This window comes from Lysobacter panacisoli (genome assembly GCF_009765165.1).
Classification (GTDB): Bacteria; Pseudomonadota; Gammaproteobacteria; order Xanthomonadales; family Xanthomonadaceae; genus Lysobacter_J; species Lysobacter_J panacisoli.
Genome location: NZ_VLNU01000001.1, coordinates 2342290 through 2359145, shown reverse-complemented (window position 1 = coordinate 2359145; position 16856 = coordinate 2342290). Strand labels below are relative to the sequence as shown.

General features: G+C 68.1%; 22 protein-coding genes. 18 read left to right on the top strand and 4 right to left on the bottom strand.

Features of this window, described 5'->3' with window-relative positions; genetic code table 11:
• The first annotated feature begins 13 nt into the window (after positions 1 to 13).
• The 3 genes from purN to FOF45_RS11050 are packed head-to-tail and all read left to right on the top strand — an operon-like array spanning position 14 to position 2155.
• A complete protein-coding gene (gene purN / locus FOF45_RS11060; RefSeq protein ID WP_158984826.1) occupies positions 14 to 715 on the top strand; it encodes a phosphoribosylglycinamide formyltransferase in 702 nt (233 codons plus the stop codon).
• A 29-nt stretch (positions 716 to 744) separates the two neighbouring features.
• The gene (locus FOF45_RS11055) at positions 745 to 1461 is read left to right on the top strand and encodes a DUF3108 domain-containing protein (protein WP_158984824.1); all 717 of its coding nucleotides are present in this window, start codon (positions 745 to 747) and stop codon (positions 1459 to 1461) included.
• A 1-nt stretch (position 1462) separates the two neighbouring features.
• Complete coding sequence (locus FOF45_RS11050) at positions 1463 to 2155, top strand: DUF3108 domain-containing protein (protein WP_158984822.1); 693 nt, start codon at positions 1463 to 1465, stop codon at positions 2153 to 2155.
• 63 nt (positions 2156 to 2218) lie between these two features.
• On the opposite strand, the gene FOF45_RS11045 is transcribed toward FOF45_RS11050, so the two are convergent.
• From FOF45_RS11045 to FOF45_RS11030, 4 genes are all read right to left on the bottom strand, one after another.
• A complete protein-coding gene (locus tag FOF45_RS11045; protein WP_158984820.1) occupies positions 2219 to 3358 on the bottom strand; it encodes an SDR family oxidoreductase in 1140 nt (379 codons plus the stop codon).
• Between the two features lie 88 nt (positions 3359 to 3446).
• Positions 3447 to 3764, bottom strand: a complete 318-nt coding sequence (locus FOF45_RS11040) for an EF-hand domain-containing protein (RefSeq protein WP_158984818.1) — start codon at positions 3762 to 3764, stop codon at positions 3447 to 3449.
• 3 nt (positions 3765 to 3767) lie between these two features.
• A complete protein-coding gene (gene murA / locus FOF45_RS11035; protein WP_158984816.1) occupies positions 3768 to 5045 on the bottom strand; it encodes a UDP-N-acetylglucosamine 1-carboxyvinyltransferase in 1278 nt (425 codons plus the stop codon).
• A gap of 81 nt (positions 5046 to 5126) precedes the next feature.
• On the bottom strand, positions 5127 to 5366 hold the full coding sequence (locus FOF45_RS11030; RefSeq protein ID WP_158984814.1) for a BolA family protein: 240 nt from the start codon (positions 5364 to 5366) through the stop codon (positions 5127 to 5129).
• Positions 5367 to 5519: 153 nt separating this feature from the next.
• Here FOF45_RS11030 and FOF45_RS11025 point away from each other — a divergent pair, with 153 nt between their 5' ends.
• The 15 genes from FOF45_RS11025 (at position 5520) to ptsP (ending at position 16761) form a co-directional block, all read left to right on the top strand.
• Positions 5520 to 6530 carry a KpsF/GutQ family sugar-phosphate isomerase gene (locus tag FOF45_RS11025; RefSeq protein ID WP_158984812.1) on the top strand — a complete coding sequence of 337 codons (1011 nt, stop codon included), beginning with the start codon at positions 5520 to 5522 and terminating at the stop codon, positions 6528 to 6530.
• A gap of 54 nt (positions 6531 to 6584) precedes the next feature.
• Complete coding sequence (locus FOF45_RS11020; protein ID WP_158984810.1) at positions 6585 to 7166, top strand: KdsC family phosphatase; 582 nt, start codon at positions 6585 to 6587, stop codon at positions 7164 to 7166.
• The gene (lptC, locus tag FOF45_RS11015; protein ID WP_158984808.1) at positions 7163 to 7732 is read left to right on the top strand and encodes an LPS export ABC transporter periplasmic protein LptC; all 570 of its coding nucleotides are present in this window, start codon (positions 7163 to 7165) and stop codon (positions 7730 to 7732) included. Before FOF45_RS11020 ends, lptC begins: the two co-directional genes overlap by 4 nt.
• Positions 7713 to 8216 (top strand): lipopolysaccharide transport periplasmic protein LptA, encoded by a 504-nt coding sequence (gene lptA, locus FOF45_RS11010; RefSeq protein ID WP_158984806.1) that lies wholly within the window; start codon positions 7713 to 7715, stop codon positions 8214 to 8216. The genes lptC and lptA overlap by 20 nt, the downstream gene beginning before the upstream one ends.
• Positions 8216 to 8935, top strand: coding sequence for an LPS export ABC transporter ATP-binding protein (lptB, locus tag FOF45_RS11005; RefSeq protein WP_158984804.1), 720 nt, complete (start codon positions 8216 to 8218; stop codon positions 8933 to 8935). Before lptA ends, lptB begins: the two co-directional genes overlap by 1 nt.
• A gap of 85 nt (positions 8936 to 9020) precedes the next feature.
• Positions 9021 to 10436: an RNA polymerase factor sigma-54 gene (locus tag FOF45_RS11000; protein WP_158984802.1), complete on the top strand. Its 1416-nt coding sequence runs from the start codon at positions 9021 to 9023 to the stop codon at positions 10434 to 10436.
• A 152-nt stretch (positions 10437 to 10588) separates the two neighbouring features.
• Positions 10589 to 10915, top strand: a complete 327-nt coding sequence (gene hpf / locus FOF45_RS10995) for a ribosome hibernation-promoting factor, HPF/YfiA family (protein ID WP_158984800.1) — start codon at positions 10589 to 10591, stop codon at positions 10913 to 10915.
• A gap of 69 nt (positions 10916 to 10984) precedes the next feature.
• Positions 10985 to 11449, top strand: a complete 465-nt coding sequence (locus FOF45_RS10990; protein WP_233264129.1) for a PTS sugar transporter subunit IIA — start codon at positions 10985 to 10987, stop codon at positions 11447 to 11449.
• A gap of 8 nt (positions 11450 to 11457) precedes the next feature.
• Positions 11458 to 12408, top strand: coding sequence for an HPr(Ser) kinase/phosphatase (hprK, locus tag FOF45_RS10985; protein WP_158984796.1), 951 nt, complete (start codon positions 11458 to 11460; stop codon positions 12406 to 12408).
• 25 nt (positions 12409 to 12433) lie between these two features.
• Positions 12434 to 13315, top strand: a complete 882-nt coding sequence (gene rapZ / locus FOF45_RS10980; RefSeq protein WP_158984794.1) for an RNase adapter RapZ — start codon at positions 12434 to 12436, stop codon at positions 13313 to 13315.
• 201 nt (positions 13316 to 13516) lie between these two features.
• Positions 13517 to 13822, top strand: coding sequence for an EF-hand domain-containing protein (locus tag FOF45_RS10975; protein WP_158984792.1), 306 nt, complete (start codon positions 13517 to 13519; stop codon positions 13820 to 13822).
• Positions 13823 to 13858: 36 nt separating this feature from the next.
• A complete protein-coding gene (locus FOF45_RS10970; protein ID WP_158984790.1) occupies positions 13859 to 14122 on the top strand; it encodes a hypothetical protein in 264 nt (87 codons plus the stop codon).
• A gap of 164 nt (positions 14123 to 14286) precedes the next feature.
• The gene (locus tag FOF45_RS10965) at positions 14287 to 14679 is read left to right on the top strand and encodes a PTS sugar transporter subunit IIA (RefSeq protein WP_158984788.1); all 393 of its coding nucleotides are present in this window, start codon (positions 14287 to 14289) and stop codon (positions 14677 to 14679) included.
• A 46-nt stretch (positions 14680 to 14725) separates the two neighbouring features.
• The gene (locus tag FOF45_RS10960; protein ID WP_158984786.1) at positions 14726 to 14995 is read left to right on the top strand and encodes an HPr family phosphocarrier protein; all 270 of its coding nucleotides are present in this window, start codon (positions 14726 to 14728) and stop codon (positions 14993 to 14995) included.
• Between the two features lie 8 nt (positions 14996 to 15003).
• Positions 15004 to 16761, top strand: coding sequence for a phosphoenolpyruvate--protein phosphotransferase (gene ptsP / locus FOF45_RS10955; RefSeq protein ID WP_158984784.1), 1758 nt, complete (start codon positions 15004 to 15006; stop codon positions 16759 to 16761).
• Positions 16762 to 16856: the final 95 nt, after the last annotated feature.

Below are 16856 nucleotides of genomic sequence, written 5' to 3'. Positions count from 1 at the left end.
TCGCGACCCGCGCTTGAACACCGCATCGCACCCCACGTCCGCACCGTGCCGCATCGCGGTGCTGGTCTCGGGCCGGGGCAGCAACCTGCAGGCGATCCTCGATTCGATCGATGCGGGTTCCCTGCCCGCGCGAATCGTCGGCGTGTTCTCCGACAAGCCGGGCGCGACGGCGCTGCAGCGCGTCGCACCCGCGCTGCGCTGGAGCGCGGACCCGAAGGCGTTCGCGTCGCGCGAGGCCTTCGATGCGGATCTCGCCGATGCCGTCGCCGCGACGGATCCCGACTGGGTCGTCTGTGCGGGTTACCTGCGCATCCTCGGCGATGCGTTCGTGACCCGCTTCCGCGGCCGCTTGCTCAACATCCATCCGTCGCTGCTGCCCAAGTACCCGGGCCTGCGTACCCATGCGCGCGCGCTCGCCGACGGCGAGACCGTGCACGGGGCGAGCGTGCATTTCGTCATCCCTGAACTCGACGCCGGTTCGGTGATCGCACAGGCGCGCGTGCCGGTGGAGCCGGGCGACGGCCCGGACGATCTCGCCGCGCGGGTGCTCCAGGTCGAGCATCCGCTCCTGCTGGCCGTCCTGCGGCTCGCCGCGACGGGCCGGCTGACTGAACAGGGAACAACCGCCGCCCTCGACGGTCATGGGTTGTTTACACCGCTGCTTCTAGATTCCGCCGGAGCCCTGCGCGCGCCCGGAACCGGCCTTCCTGCCTGAACCGGCGCGCGTTCCAACGAACCTGTTCGATGAAACGCCTGATCCTTGCCCTGACCCTCGCCGCCTCCGCTTCGTTCGCCGCGCCCGCACTGGCGCTGGAGCCCTTCGTCGCGAACTACCAGATCTTCAACGGTGGCAAGCCGCTGGGCGAAGCGACGATGCAGGTCGTGCCCGGCGATGCGCCCGGCCGCTGGCGGATCGATCTGAACATGCGCGGCACTCGCGGCCTGATGGGACTGGCTGGTGCCAACGCGCAGCAGAGCACCGTCTTCGACCTGATCGGCGACACCTATCGGCCGCTGAGCCAGAGCACCGTGCGCAAGGCCGTGTTCATGGGGCGCGAGATCACCGGCACCTACGACTGGTCCACGCACACGGCGCGCTGGACCGGCGACGTTAAGAAAAATCGTCAGGCTCCGGTGCCGCTGCGCGATGGCGACATGAGCGGGCTGCTGATCAACCTGGCGATCATCCGTGATGCGCAACCGGGCCGCGAACTGGCGTACCGCTTCGTCGACAACGGCCGCGCGCGCGACCATCACTACGCCGTCGCGCAGGAACTGGAAGGTGTGAGCGTGGACGGCATGGGCTTCAACGCCATGCGCGTCAGCCGCGTTCAGGGCGCAGGCACGGACGAAACCGTAGTGTGGGTGGTCGATGGCGTGCCCACGCCCGTGCGCATCCTGCAACGCGACAACGGCGAGGACACGTACGACCTTCGCCTGATCGATTACAAGGGAGCCTGACATGGCCAACACCACGATCCGCCCGATGCTGCGCGCCGCGTTCGCATTCGCGATGCTCGCCGCGGCCAGCGCGCCGGCGTGGGCGGTCAAGCCGTTCACGGCCGACTACCAGGCCAGCTACATGGGCATGCAGGGCAGCGGTCGCATGACCCTCGCCTCCGAAGGCAGCAACCGCTGGAAGTACAGCCTGTCGGTCACCAGTCCGCTGGCCGAGCTGCAGCAGACGACGGTGTTCGAGGACAAGGGCGGCCAGTGGCGCCCGCTGTCCGGCGTCGACACCTCGCGCGTGCTGACCAAGCGGCAGAACAAGAACGCGACCTACGACTGGTCGCGCGGCGTCGCCAGCTGGACCGGCGACGTGAAACCCGAACGTGCAGGCCCGATCAAGCTGCAGGCCGGCGATCTGGATGCGTTGCTGATCAACCTCGCCGTCGTGCGCGACCTGCAGGCGGGCAAGCCGCTGAGCTATCGCATGGTCGAGGACGGACGCGTCAAGCAGCTCGACTACACCGTCGCCGGCAAGGAGCCGATCAGCATCGGCGGGCAGACGAAGCAGGCGACGAAGATCGTCAGCTCGCAGGGCAAGAAGGAAACCATTGCGTGGATCGTCGATGGCATGCCGGTGCCGGCGCGCATCCTGCAGCGCGACAAGGGCCAGGACGCGATCGACCTGCGCGTGCAGGCAGTGCGCTGAAGCCTCAGCGATGTTGGGAATTCCACAGCGCGGGCGACGTGCGCCCGCGCTTGATGGTCGAACTCACGTCTTGGCGTGCCACGCCTTCAGCAGTGCGGTTTCCTGCTCGCGCGTGATGCCCGCACGCAGTGTCGCCTGGCGTTCGGCCGGCTGGCTGCGGAACCAGGCCAACAGATCCGACACCGTGGTGTCGAGCGGGCGATAGGTGAGTCCGGCGGCGATCGCGCGCGCATTGGAGACCGCACCGTAACCGGCGTACGGCCCGCTCTTCGACGACACCCAGATCGGCAACTCGACCTTGTTCTCGTCGAGGAATTCCGGCGACACGTGCGTGTACTTCGGCTTCTTGCCGGTGACGCGCTCGCAGCCCTTCAGCATCGCCGTAGTGGTCAGCGGCTTCGCAGGACCGACCGCGTTGAACGTGCCCAGCGTGCCGGCTTCCGCGAGCCGGATCATCCATTCGCCCAGGTCGCGACCATCGATGATCTGCACGGGATCGGAACCGTCGCCAGGCACGAGCATCTCGCCGCCCTGCGCCACGCGGTGCGGCCAGTAGGTGAAGCGGTCGGTCTCGTCGCGCGGTCCGACGATGTAGCCGGGCCGGACGATGGTGACGCGCTCGCCGAACTGCTTGCGCGCTTCGGCCTCGCTCAGCGCCTTGAGCGGTCCATACAGGTGCTCGATGTCGGCGCGCAGCGACTCCTGCGTTTCGGCCATCGCGTCCTTGCCTTCGTAAGCCGCCAGCGGCGCGTCCTCGCTGATGCCCGGATGGCTGCCGTCGGCGTAAACGGAAATGGTGGAGATGAAGAGGTAGTGGCCGACGCTGCCCTTGAGCACGTTGCCGGCATCGCGCACCCAGAACGGCAGGCTGGTCGGATTGTCGATGCACACGTCCCACTTGCGACCCTGCAGCGAACGCAGATCGCCGGTGTTGCGATCGCCAAACAGCTGCTCGACCTCGCCCGGCCATTCCGGCGACGGACGCTTGCCACGGTTGAACAGCGTCACCTTGTGGCCGCGTGCCAGCGCGTAGTTCACCTGGAACGGACCGGTGAAACCGGTGCCGCCGAGGATCAGGATGTTCAACGGCTTGGCCGCACGCTCGATGGGCCGATTCGACGCGGCGAAAGCGAATGACGGCAACACGGCGGACGCAGCGGCGAGCGCGCCCAGCTTGAGCAGGTCACGACGGCTGGTGGTCATGCGGATCTCCCTGGCGATGTGGCCGGGATTCTTAGCACATCCACCAGGGAATGCATGTGCGATTAGGCCGCCCCCGCGGCGGCCGGCTTCAGGGCTTCGGTGTGGCCGGCTGCATCACGGTGCGGCAGTCGACGCGCAGCGTCTCCGCGCTGCCGCGCCAATGGAAGGCGCGGCACTCGCGCGCGCCTTCGGTCGTCGTGGTCACGGTCACGGCGTAGAGCGACTGCAGCATTTCATGCATCGTCGTCGTGCCGTCGCCGTTCCAGTCCATGTCCTTGCGCTCCAGCCCGCGCGTCGCCGCGGCGCCGGTGAAGTGCAGCCAGCTCAGAACGGCCAACAGGACCAGAAAGAATCCCAGCGCGGCCTTGCGCCGGGGCGTGAACGGTGCGCGCTTGACCGGAGCCATGCGTCAGCCCGCGATGCGGCGGATCTTCGCGCCCAGACCCGACAGCTTCTCTTCGATGTTCTCGTAGCCGCGGTCGAGGTGGTAGATGCGATCGATGGTCGTCGTGCCTTCGGCGACGAGGCCTGCCAGCACCAGCGAGGCCGATGCGCGCAGGTCGGTCGCCATCACCGGCGCGCCGCTCAGGCGCTGCACGCCGCGCACGATCGCGGTGTGGCCTTCCACGCGGATGTCGGCGCCCAGGCGCTGCAGTTCCGATACGTGCATGAAGCGGTTCTCGAAGATGGTTTCGTTCATCACCGCCACGCCGTCGGCGATGCAGTTCATCGCCATGAACTGCGCCTGCATGTCGGTCGGGAACGCCGGGTGCGGGGCGGTGGTGATGTCGACCGCGCGCGGACGACGTCCCTGCATGTCGAGGGTGATGCGATCACCGTCGATGGTGATCTCCGCACCGGCCTGCTTGAGCTTGTCGATCACCGCGTCCATCGAATCCGGACGCGCGCGACGCACCGTCACGCGGCCGCCGGTCATCGCGGCGGCGACGAGGAAGGTGCCGGTCTCGATGCGATCGGGCAGCACGTCGTGGCTGCCGCCGTGCAGGCGCTCAACGCCGTGCACGATGATGCGGCCGCTGCCGGCGTGCTCGATGTTCGCGCCCAGCGCGTTGAGGCAGTCGGCCAGATCGACGATCTCCGGCTCCATCGCCGCGTTCTCGAGCACGCTGGTGCCTTCGGCGAGCGCCGCGGCCATCAGCACGTTCTCGGTGCCGGTCACGGTGACCATGTCGAACACGAAGCGCGCGCCTTTCAGGCGGCCGTTGCGATGCGCCTTGATGAAGCCGTTCTCGACGGTGATCTCCGCACCGAGCGCCTGCAGGCCCTTGATGTGCTGGTCGACCGGACGCGAACCGATCGCGCAGCCGCCCGGCAGCGAGACTTCAGCCGCGCCGTACTTGGCCAGCAGCGGACCGAGCACCAGCACCGAAGCGCGCATCGTCTTGACCAGTTCGTACGGCGCGACGTGGCTGTGCACCGTGGTGGGATCGACGACCATGCCGCGGCCGCGGCCGAGCGTGCCTTCGTCCACCGTGATGCCCGCGCCGAGCTCACCCAGCAGCTTGGCCGTAGTGACCACGTCGTGCAGGTGCGGCACGTTGGTGATCGACACCGGGCCGTCGGCCAGCAGCGTCGCGCACAGGATCGGCAGCACCGCGTTCTTCGCGCCGGAGATCTGCACCTCGCCATTGAGCGTGGCGCCGCCTTCTACAACGATCTTTTGCATGGATGGATTCGGGAATCTTGGAATGGGAAATGGGAGTCGACCGGAACGGCAAGCGCGCGGCGACGCCGCGACGCCCTGCCCTTACTGCCGGTTCCCGGCCTCTTCAGGCGTCAGGGTCTTCAGCGCCAGCGCGTGGATCTCGCCGCCCATGCGCTCGCCCAGAGTGGCGTAGACCAGGCGGTGGCGCGCCAGCGGGAGCTTGCCGCGGAACGCTTCGGCCACCACCGTCGCCTCGAAATGCACGCCATCGTCGCCGCGCACGTCGGCGCTGGAGCCCGGTAGGCCCTGTTCGATGAGCTGGCGGATGATGTCGGGATTCACGGTGGGGACCTCGGGAGCATGAGCCGGCGGCAGCGGCCGCGCATGTCGCGGAGGACCGTTGCCCGGGGCGTTGACGGGCGTTTGGCGGACGAACCGCATAGAATTCGTGGATTAGCCTAACGGAAAGGCCCCCGGTCCGAAATGGCACGCCCAATGGCAACCATCCCCGTCCCCGCTCCCGCCCATGCAGACGACACGGCCGCCCTGGCCGCCAGCGGACGCCGCGTCTTCGAGATCGAAGCGCAGGCGCTGTCCGCGGTCGCCGCCCGCATCGACGGCGACTTCAGCGCCGCCTGCCGGCTCATCCTCGCCTCGAACGGGCGGGTGGTCTGCACCGGCATGGGCAAGTCCGGCCACGTCGCGCGCAAGATCGCCGCGACCCTGGCCTCGACCGGCACCCCTGCGTTCTACGTGCACCCCGGTGAGGCCGGCCACGGCGACCTGGGCATGATCACCGACGTCGACATCGTCCTGGCGCTGTCGTACTCGGGCGAGAGCGACGAGGTGCTGATGCTGCTGCCGGTGCTCAAGCGCCAGGGCAACCGCCTCATCGCGATGACCGGACGCGTCAATTCCTCCCTCGCGCGCGAAGCCGACGTGCATCTGGACGTGAGCGTCCCGGCCGAGGCCTGCCCGCTCGCGCTCGCGCCGACGTCCAGCACCACCGCATCGCTGGCGATGGGCGATGCATTGGCGGTCGCGCTGCTCGACGCGCGCGGCTTCACCGCCGACGATTTCGCGCGTTCGCACCCGGCCGGCGCGCTCGGTCGCCGCCTGCTGCTGCACATCGCCGACATCATGCATTCCGGCGACGACGTGCCGCGCGTGCACGCCGACGCCAGCATCAGCGAAGCGCTGGTCGAGATGAGTCGCAAGCGACTGGGCATGACCGCGGTGGTCGACGACGACAACCGTCTGCTCGGTCTCTACACCGACGGCGACCTGCGCCGCACGCTCGACGACGATCGTTTCGATCTGCGTAACACGCGCATCGTCGAAGTGATGACGCGTTCGCCGAAGACCATCGGCTCCGATGCGATGGCCGTGGAGGCCGCGCAGTTGATGGAAGCGCACAAGATCAGCGGTCTGCTGGTGATCGATACCACCGGTCGCGTGGTCGGTGCGCTCAACATTCATGACCTGTTGCGCGCGCGGGTGGTTTAAGAATCGCGTCGCCCGTTTTTCCTTTCACCGTCGCCGAACCGCCTACCGCCCTCGATGCCCTACAGCCATCTCAACGACTATCCCGCCGACGTCCGCGAGCGCGCCTCGCGCATCCGCCTGGCGTGCTTCGACGTGGATGGCACGTTGACCGACGGCCGGCTGTACTTCGACGGCCAGGGCAATGAACTCAAGGCCTTCCACGTCCATGACGGACAAGGCCTGTCGTTGCTGCGCAAGGTCGGCATCACGGTCGCCTTCGTCACCGCGCGCGGTGGCGACATCGCCAAGCGGCGTGGCGAAGATCTGGGCATCGAGGAAGTCCACACCAGCGTGCGCGACAAACTCGCCTGCGTGCGCGACATCGCCGCACGAGTGGGCGTGGAGATGGAACAGGTCGCCTTTGTCGGCGACGATCTCGCCGATCTGCGCGTGATGCTGCAGGCCGGCTTCGCGGTGGCGCCCGCCGATGCGCACCGCTGGGTCGCCGAGCGGGTGCACTGGCGCACCGGCGCGCGTGCCGGCCACGGCGCGGTGCGCGAGTTCTGCGACCTGCTGCTGGCCGCGCAGGGCCATGCCGAGCGCCTCCTCGCCGAAATCACCCGCGTCGAAGGTGAGCGCGTGGAGGGCGGGCAATGAACTGGCGTCCGATCCTGATCGCGGTGCTGGCGCTGGGTGCCTTCCTGAGCGGCTGGGCGTTGTGGTCGCAGCGCGATCGCGACAAGGACAACCGCACCGCGCCCAAGCGCCCGGACTACGTCCTGCACGATTTCCGCCTGGTGGTGCTCAACGACGAGGGCCGCAAGGCGTTCACCGTGAGCGCGCCGCGCCTGAACCGCGATCCGGACACCGAGACGATCGACATCGTCACGCCGCTGTTCGAGATCCCGCCTAAGGCCGGCAGCAAGGCCACGCCCTGGGAAGTCCGCTCGCGCACCGGCTGGATCGACGCCAAGGGCGAGGAGCTGCGCCTGCGCGGGGACGTCCATGCCGACAGCACCAACGCCAGCGGCAAACCGATCCGGATCGCCACCGAGCAGCTGAACGTATTCCCGGATACCAAGCGCGCCACGTCGGCCACCCAGGTAACGGTCACCCACCCCGGCCTTATACTGAACGGCCGTGGGTTGGAAGCCGACCTCAATGCCCAGCGCGTCACCCTCCAGAACGACGTCAAGGCCCGATATGAACGCACCGCTCCTTAGCCTGGCGCTGCTTGCGGTGGCCCTGGCGCCGGCGTCGGCGCTGGCGCGCACGTCCGACCGCACCAAGCCGATGGACATCGAGGCGGGCCGCACCGACTACTCGCTGGACGACAGCCGCCCGACCACGCTCAGCGGCGGTGTCGTGATCACGCAGGGCACGCTCGACATCCGCTCCAGCCAGGCCGTCATCACCTCGCGCGACGGCGAGCCGGTGCGTGCGGTGCTGACCGGCGGTCCGGTGAAGCTCAAGCAGGAACTCGACGACGGCAAGGCGATGGACGCGGTCGCCAACAAGGTCGATTACGACCTCAAGAGCGAGATCGTGGTCTTCACCGGCGGCGTGAACATCCGCCAGCCCAGCGGTTCCATCGCTGGCGAACGCGTGGTCTACAACATGAAGACCGGCCAGGTGCAGGGCGGCGGCGAAGGCGCCGGTCGCGTGAAGATCCAGATCATGCCCAAGAACACGCAGGGGGGCGGCTGATGCTGGTCGCCCAGGGCCTGCGCAAGGCATACCGTTCGCGCGAGGTGGTGAAGGATTTCGGCTTGACCCTGGATGCAGGCGAAGTCGTCGGCCTGCTCGGCCCCAACGGCGCCGGCAAGACCACCTGCTTCTACATGATCGTCGGCCTGGTGCCCGCCGATGCCGGGCAGATCGTGCTCGACGGCAAGGACATCACCTCCGAGCCGATGTACGCGCGCGCCAAGTACGGCGTGGGCTACCTGCCGCAGGAACCCTCGGTGTTCCGCAAGCTCACCGTGGCCGACAACATCCGCCTGGTGCTCGAGCTGCGCGACGACCTTGACCGGCAAGGCCGTGAGCGCGAGCTGGAGAACCTGCTGGACGAGCTGCAGATCGGCCATGTGTCCGACCAGATCGGCGCCAGTCTCTCCGGCGGCGAGCGCCGACGCGTGGAAATCGCCCGCGCGCTGGCCGCGCAACCGCGCCTGATGCTGCTCGACGAGCCCTTCGCGGGCGTGGATCCCATTTCGGTGGGCGAGATCCAGCGAATCGTGCGCCACCTCAAGAATCGGGGAATCGGCGTGCTGATCACGGACCATAACGTCCGTGAAACCTTGGGTATTTGCGATCGGGCGTATATTCTCAACGAAGGCGGCGTGCTCGCGCAGGGTGCTCCGGACGCGCTGCTGGCGAACCCCGATGTCCGTCGTGTTTATCTCGGTGAAACCTTCAGGCTGTAGCGATTGAGTCGAAGGTGCGGCGTTTGCCGCACACCGGATGCGCGTCACGGCCGTCGGTTCCCCCTGGTCGCGTTGGCCTTCGACAATGAAACCCCGCCTTCAAGCCTCACTCGGACAACAGCTGGTGATGACGCCGCAGTTGCGTCAGGCGATCCGCCTGCTGCAGCTGTCCGCAGTCGAGCTCGAGGCTGAATTGGCCGCAGCGGTGGAGAGCAATCCGCTGCTGGACTGGACCGAGACCGCGATCAGCGTGTCCAACGGCGACGGCACAGGCGAGCCCCCCGCGACCAACGGCGAAGCCGAGCACCTTCCGCCCGAAGCCGAATGGGCCAACGACGGCGAACCCTGGTACGAGCGCCTCGGCCCCGCCGACAACGACGACGACACGCCTGTCGCCGAGCAGGTCGCCGAATCCGACACGCTGCACGACCACCTGCTCTGGCAGCTGCACCTGAGCCCGCTGTCGTCGCGCGATCGCGCGATCGGCGTGTCCCTGATCGAGTCCATCGACGACGATGGCTACCTGCGCGAACCGCTCGATGCGGTGCGCGCCTCGCTCGCGCCCACGCTGGAATGCGACGAGGACGAGATCACCACCGTGCTGCACCAGGTGCAGCAGTTCGATCCGGTCGGCGTCGGCGCGCGCACGCTGGGCGAATGCCTGCGGCTGCAGCTCGCGCAGTTCCCGGCCGAAACGCCGGGCCGCACGCTCGCGCACCAGCTCGCCAACGGCCCACTCGAACGCCTGCCGCGCATCGGTGTGGCCGGCCTGGCGGCCGAACTCAAGCTCGACCTCGCCGAAGCCGAAACCGCCGTGCAGCTGTTGCGCTCGCTCGATCCGCGCCCGGGTGCGCAGATCGGCGCGATCGCCAGCGACACCTATATCGCGCCCGATCTGGTGATCTGGCGCCAACACGGCCTGTGGCGCGTCGCGCTCGCCGACGGCATGCGTCCGCGCATCGCGATCCATCGTGGTTACGAAAGCATGGTGCGCCACGCCAGCGGTTCCGACGCCAGCTATCTGCGCGGCCACCTGCAGGAAGCGCGCTGGCTGCTCAAGAGCCTGGAAGCGCGCGGCGAAACGCTGATCAAGGTGGCGCGCTGCCTGATCAAACAGCAGGCCGCGTTCCTCGAATTCGGCGACAGCGCACTGCGTCCGCTCACGCTGCGCGAAGTCGCGGCCGAAGTCGGCCTGCACGAATCCACCGTTTCGCGCGCGATCGCGCGCAAATACGCGCGCACGCCACGCGGCACGGTGCCGCTGCGCGCGTTCTTCGCCTCGGGCATCGAAACCGGTGCCGGCGGCGAAGCATCCAGCACGGCGATCCAGGCGATGATCCGTCGCCTGATCGAAGCCGAAAACCCGCGCAAGCCGCTGTCCGACGCGCGCCTGGCGGAAACCCTCAAGGCCACAGGTGTACCCGTGGCCCGGCGTACGGTTGCCAAGTACCGGGAGGCCATGAGCATTCCCTCATCGCAGGATCGCGTGCGCATCGCGTGACGCAGTGCAAACGCTGCGTGAAGGTTGCGTGCGAAACCTGCTGTGGATCAATGTGTTCCGAATCGAATTGGCGAAACTGCCAATGCACGCTCTTGCACACGACGGCAAGCGTGCGATCCTGTCATCCCGTCGCGGCGTAAAGGAGGTCTCCGATGCGTATCGAAACCTACGGCCAGCAGATTGAAGTCACCCCCGCCTTGCGGGACTACGTGGAAAACAAGCTGGCGCGACTGGAACGACATTGCGAACAACCCTTCGATGTGCGGACCCAGCTCAGCCTGGACAAGCCCAACCATCGCGCGAAGGCCACCATCACCATCTCGGGCAAGACCCTCGTCGCCGATGCCGCCGCGATCGACATGTATGCGGCCATCGACCTGCTCTCCGACAAGCTCGATCGCCTGCTGCGCGAACATCGCAGCAAGGTCGTCGACCACCACCGCGGCGAGAGCGCCGCGCGCAGCGACACCTTCGGCTGACGGGTCGCCCGAACCCACGCAAACAACATGCCCCTGCATGACCTGCTGACCGCACCTCGGGTTGCGATCATGGACATGCCCGCCTCGGACGAACGCGTCGCGGGCGGGCAAGCGAACAGCCCGCGCGACCGCGTCCTCGACGCGGCCGCGCGGTTGTTGTCCGGTCCCGAACGAGCCAGCGACATCGCAACCGCCCTGCGCGACCGCGAACGTCTCGCCAGCACGGCGCTCGGCGAAGGCGTGGCGATCCCGCATGCGCGCTGCTCCACCATCGAGCGCTGTCACGGTGCGTTCCTGCGCCTGTCACGCCCCGTGGACTTCAACGCGGTCGACGGCCAGCCGGTCGACCTGGTGCTGGCGCTGCTCGTGCCCGAGCACGACATCCAGCCGCAACTGCTGCGCCTGGCCGAGCTGGCCGAGCTTTTTGCCGACCCCGACTTCCGCCGGGACCTGCGCCAGGCGCGCGACATCGACGAACTCAGGCATCATCTGCTCGCGGGACAGCACCCCGCGCCACTTCCCCGCGCGGCCTGAGGATCCGGATGAGCACCAGCATCAGCGCGGGAGAACTGTTCGAACAGCAACGCGATCGCCTCGGCCTGCGCTGGCTCGCCGGGCAGAAGGGCGACCGCCGCGTGCTGGAAGCGGTCAACACGGTCGCACGCCGACCGTCGCTGGCCGGCTACCTCAACGCGATCTATCCGAACAAGGTGCAGATCCTCGGCACCGAGGAACTGGCCTGGCTCGACGCGCTCGATTCGCGCCTGCGCTGGGAGACGATCGAGAAGATCATCCAGTTCCGTCCGCTGGCGCTGGTGATCAGCAAGGACCAGACCTGTCCGGAGGACCTGCGCATCGCGGCGGAGGAAAGCCACACGCCGCTGTGGGCATCGCCGCGTCGCGGTCACGAACTGCTCAACCACCTGCAGTACCACCTCGCGCGCACGCTCGCGCCGCGCGTGACGCTGCACGGTGTGTTCATGGAGATCTACTCCATCGGTGTGCTGATCACCGGCGAATCGGGTTCGGGCAAGAGCGAGCTCGCGCTGGAACTGGTCACGCGTGGCCATCGCCTTGTCGCCGACGACGCGCCGGAATTCACCCAGATCGCGCCCGACGTGCTCGACGGCACCTGCCCGGAAATGCTCCAGGATCTGCTCGAAGTGCGCGGCCTGGGCGTGCTAAACATCCGTCAGATGTTCGGCGACACCGCGGTCAAGAACAACAAATACCTGCGCCTGATCGTGCACCTGGCCAAGCCGATGACCGAGCCCAAGCCGATGGGCCTGGAGCGGTTGACCGGAGACAGCGGCACGCGACGCGTGCTCGACCTCGACGTGCCGATGATCACCCTGCCCGTCATGCCCGGCCGCAACCTCGCGGTGCTGACCGAAGCCGCCACACGCCTGCACAGCCTGCGCATGAAGGGGCTGGATCCGGCGGCGGCGTTCATCGCGCGGCACAGCAACTTCCTCGAACGCGGCGACGCGTGAACCCACTCCCTACGGCATACGCCCGATGAGCGAAACGCCCGCCTCCACCCTCGTCATCGTCAGCGGCATGTCCGGCTCGGGCAAGTCCGTGGCGATGAAGACCTTCGAGGATCTCGGCTTCTTCTGCGTCGACAACCTGCCGGCGGACCTGCTGCCGCAGTTCGTCGCGGGCGTCACGCGCAGCGCCGAGGGCGCGCCGGCCAAGCTCGCGGTCAGCATCGACGTACGCAACCGCAACAACGACCTCAGCAACATCCCGGAATGGCTGTCCGCGGTGGGTGCACTTGGACTCGACCCGCGACTGGTGTTCTTCGACGCATGCGACGAAGCGCTGCTCAAGCGCTACGCCGACACGCGCCGCCGCCATCCGCTGAGCCACCTCGGGCTGGGCCTGGCCGATGCGATCTCGCTCGAACGCCAGGTGCTCAAGCCGCTGCGTTCGATCGCCGATGCGGTGGTCGATACCAGTACGCTCAACGTCCACCAGCTGCGCCGGCAGGTGATCACCGAGTTCGGCATCGGCGGCGACGCGGGCATGTCGCTGCTGTTCGAATCCTTCGCCTATCGTCGCGGCGTGCCGGCCGATGCGGACTTCGTCTTCGACGCGCGCGCGCTGCCCAACCCGCACTGGGATCCGGTCCTGCGCCCGCTGTCCGGACGCGATGCGGCGATTCGCGAGTATCTCGAAGCGCAGCCCGACGTGAACCTGTTCGCCGAACAGGTCAATCAGTTCCTCGACACCTGGCTTCCGCGACTGCACGTGGACAGCACGCGCAGCTACGCCACCATCGCCATCGGTTGCACCGGCGGGCGCCATCGTTCGGTGTACCTGGCCGAACGCTTCGCCGAGCACGCGCGCAGCAAGGGCTGGGACGAAGTGGCCGTGCACCATCGCGAACTCGACTGAGCGTCCGCGCGCGCCTTCACGCAGCGCGTCTTCACGGCTTCCACACGCGATCCCGCCCCGCGGGGTGAATCCGTCCTGACTTCCGCGCACGCATCGCGCCGTATCACGAAAATTTTGCATCTCGCTTGCGTTCGTCTTGCGTGGCGACGGTTACGGTGGAGTTGCGCCCATGCGCATCCGTCCGCCTCGCAGGAGAGTGCAATGCGAAATACCTCGACGATCCTGGCGATCGCACTGGCCGGCATGGCCGTGGCGCCGGCATTCGCCCAGCGCACCGAGCCGCCGACCACGCCGCCACCGCCGACGTACGGCACCACCGACACCACGCCGAAGTCCTTCAGCTTCGCCGACCTGGACGTCAATGCCGACGGCAAGGTCAGCAAGGACGAAGCCGCAGCGGATGCGCGACTCACCAGTCACTTCGCGCAGGTCGATCGCGACGGCGACGGACAGCTTTCGCAGACCGAGTTCGCCGCGGGCCACGATCACGCGGGCAAGCCGCGCTGATCGCGCCGACGATTCCAGCCCAAAGGAGGACCCATGATGAAATCCAACGCCCTGCTCGCGCTGGCCCTGAGTACTGCGATGCTCGCGATGGCCGGCTGCCAGCGCACCGAGACGGAAACGGTGGCACCGCCGCCGGCCGAGGTCCCGCCGCCGGAGACGGCCCCGCCGGAGACCCCGCCTCCGACCGACACCACCATGCCGCCGGCGGACACCACGACACCGCCGACCACGCCTCCGCCGACCGAGGGCACCCAGACCCCGCCGGAGGAACAGAAGACCAGTCCGCCGCCGTCCAACTGACGAGCGGACGAGAGACAGCCGCGACGGCCCGCAGCGATGCGGGCCGTCTTTTCGAGGGTCGTTCCGTGACGCACGCGACGGAGCATTTGCAGGCCGCGTCGAAGAACCCGGCGTCCTGAAAACAATGCTTCCGGGCCGTCACCTGGCTCTGTTAACTTGGCGGCATGGCCGTCGGTATCCTCCTCATCACCCACGAAGGCATCGGCAACGCGCTGGTCGCGGTGGCCCAGCGACTGCTGCGCCAGCTGCCACTGCGCACCGAGGCACTGGAGGTTCCGTTCGAGGGCGATCCCGACGCGCTGCTGCCGCAGGCCAGCGCCGCCTTGCGGCGCGTCGACGGCGGCGACGGCGTGCTGGTGCTGACCGACCTTTACGGCGCCACGCCGAGCAACCTCGCGGCCAAGGTCGCGCGGCTCGGCACGCCGGTGCGGCGCGTGTCGGCGGTCAGTCTGCCGATGTTGCTGCGGGTGATGAATTACGCCGACCTGGGCCTGGACGAACTCCCGACGGTGGCCGCCGCAGGCGCCCGCAACGGCGTGATTCTCGACGAAGCATGACTGGACGAGGCGTGAGTGGACGAGGCATGAGCACGGAGACGCGGCGATGATCGAACAAGAACTCACCGTCAGCAATCGGCTGGGCCTGCATGCGCGGGCCACGGCCAAGCTCGTGCAAACGCTGTCCGGATTCCGCAGCAGCGCCACGCTCACCGCCAAGGGTCGCGAGGTCAACGCCAAGAGCATCATGGGCGTGATGTTGCTGGCCGCGGGCCAGGGAACGCAGGTGCGCCTGCGCGTGGAAGGCGAGGACGAGGACCGCGCCGCTGAAGCGGTGGTCTCGTTGTTCGAACGCCGTTTCGACGAGGACAGCTGAGGCGACGGATGAGGCAGGAGTTTCTCGGACACGGCGCATCGCGCGGAAGCGCACTCGGACGCGCCCGCGTCCGCCTGCCGCACGTGCTCGAGGTCGCCGAGGAACACATTCCCGCGCGCGCGGTCGAAGCCGAACTCGCGCGCCTGCATGCCGCCATCGCCACCGTGCGCAACGAGATGTTCGCCCTGCGCGAACGCCTGCACGGCGCGCTCGCGCACGAAGTCGGCGAATTCCTCGACCTGCACAGCCTGCTGCTCGACGATCCCGAACTGTTGCAGGGCCTGGACGAGCTGATCCGTACCGGCCGCTATTCCGCCGACTACGCGCTGCGCCTGCAGCGCGACCGCATCGCCTCGGTCTTCCAGACGATGGACGATGCGTACTTCCGCAGCCGCGTCGACGACATCGACCAGGTCATCGGCCGACTGCACGCCGCATTGCACCGGCGCGATGCCGCGATGCCCGGCGTCGCCGGCGAGATCCTCGTCACCGACAACGTCGCGCCCGCCGAGATCGCGCAGCTGCAGGCGCAGGGCGTGATGGCGATCATCACCACCGCCGGCAGTGTGCTATCGCACAGTGCGATCCTCGCGCGCAGCCTGCACCTGCCGCTGGTGGTCGGCGCCGCGCAGGCGATGCAGAAGATCAACGACGGCGACGTGCTCGCCGTCGACGGCGCCAGCGGGCGCATCATCCTCGAACCCGATGCGGCCGACCTGCGCGCCCACCGCGCCCGCGTTCGCGAGCTGGCACGCGAACGCAAGCAGTTGCATCGGCTGCGGCGCGAACCCACGCGCACGCTCGACGGTGCCGACATCAAGTTGTTCGCCAACGCCGAATCGCGCGAGGACGTGGCCGAGGCGCACGCGCTCGGCGCCGCCGGCGTGGGGCTGTACCGCACCGAATTCCTGTTCCTGCAGCGCAACGAACTACCGGACGAGGAAGAGCAGTTCCGCGTCTACCGCGACGTCGTGCTCGGCATGACCGGGCGCACGGTGACGATCCGTACGCTTGATCTCGGCGCCGACAAGGCCGATCGCACCGGCCTTGCGCTGCGCGATGAACCCAATCCCGCGCTCGGCCTGCGCGGCGTGCGCCTGTCGCTCGCGCGGCAGGGCCTGATGGAAGCGCAGCTGCGTGCGCTGGTGCGCGCGTCGGGCTACGGTCCGCTGCGCATCCTGCTGCCGATGGTCAGCACGCGCGAGGAAGTGCGCGCGGTGCGCACCATGCTCAAACGCGTGACCGAAGAGCTGCGCGCGCAGGGCTGCGAGATCGCCGACAACGTGCCGCTGGGCGCGATGATCGAAGTGCCCGCCGCGGCCATCGCCCTGCCCGCATTCATCGGCAGCGTCGATTTCCTCTCGATCGGCACCAACGACCTCGTCCAGTACCTGCTCGCCGCGGACCGCAACAACGAAGCGCTGACCAGTCTGTACACGCCATTGCACCCGGCGGTCTTGCGGCTGATCCGCGACGTGATCCGGCAGGGCGTCAAGCGCGGCAAGCCGGTGGCGGTGTGCGGGGAGATCGCCGGCGATCCGCATTTCGCGCCGATGCTGCTCGCGTTGGGACTCACGGAATTCAGCCTGCATCCGGCGACCTTGCTGGAAGTGCGGCGCACGATCCGCCACTGCGACCTGTCCCGCCTGCAGGCCAATGCGCCCGCGCTGCTGCGTGCGCGGGATCGCAAGGCCATCGAAACATGGCTGCACGACAACGCGCCGCAACCGTGGAAAGTCGATCCGGCTGCCGCTTTATCGCGATAAGGGGTGGGCATCCCCGGCGTCAGGGGCGATAATGCGCGCCATGAACGCCTAACCCTGTCGTGCCCAAGCGGCTCGACGCGCCACCGGATGCCCCG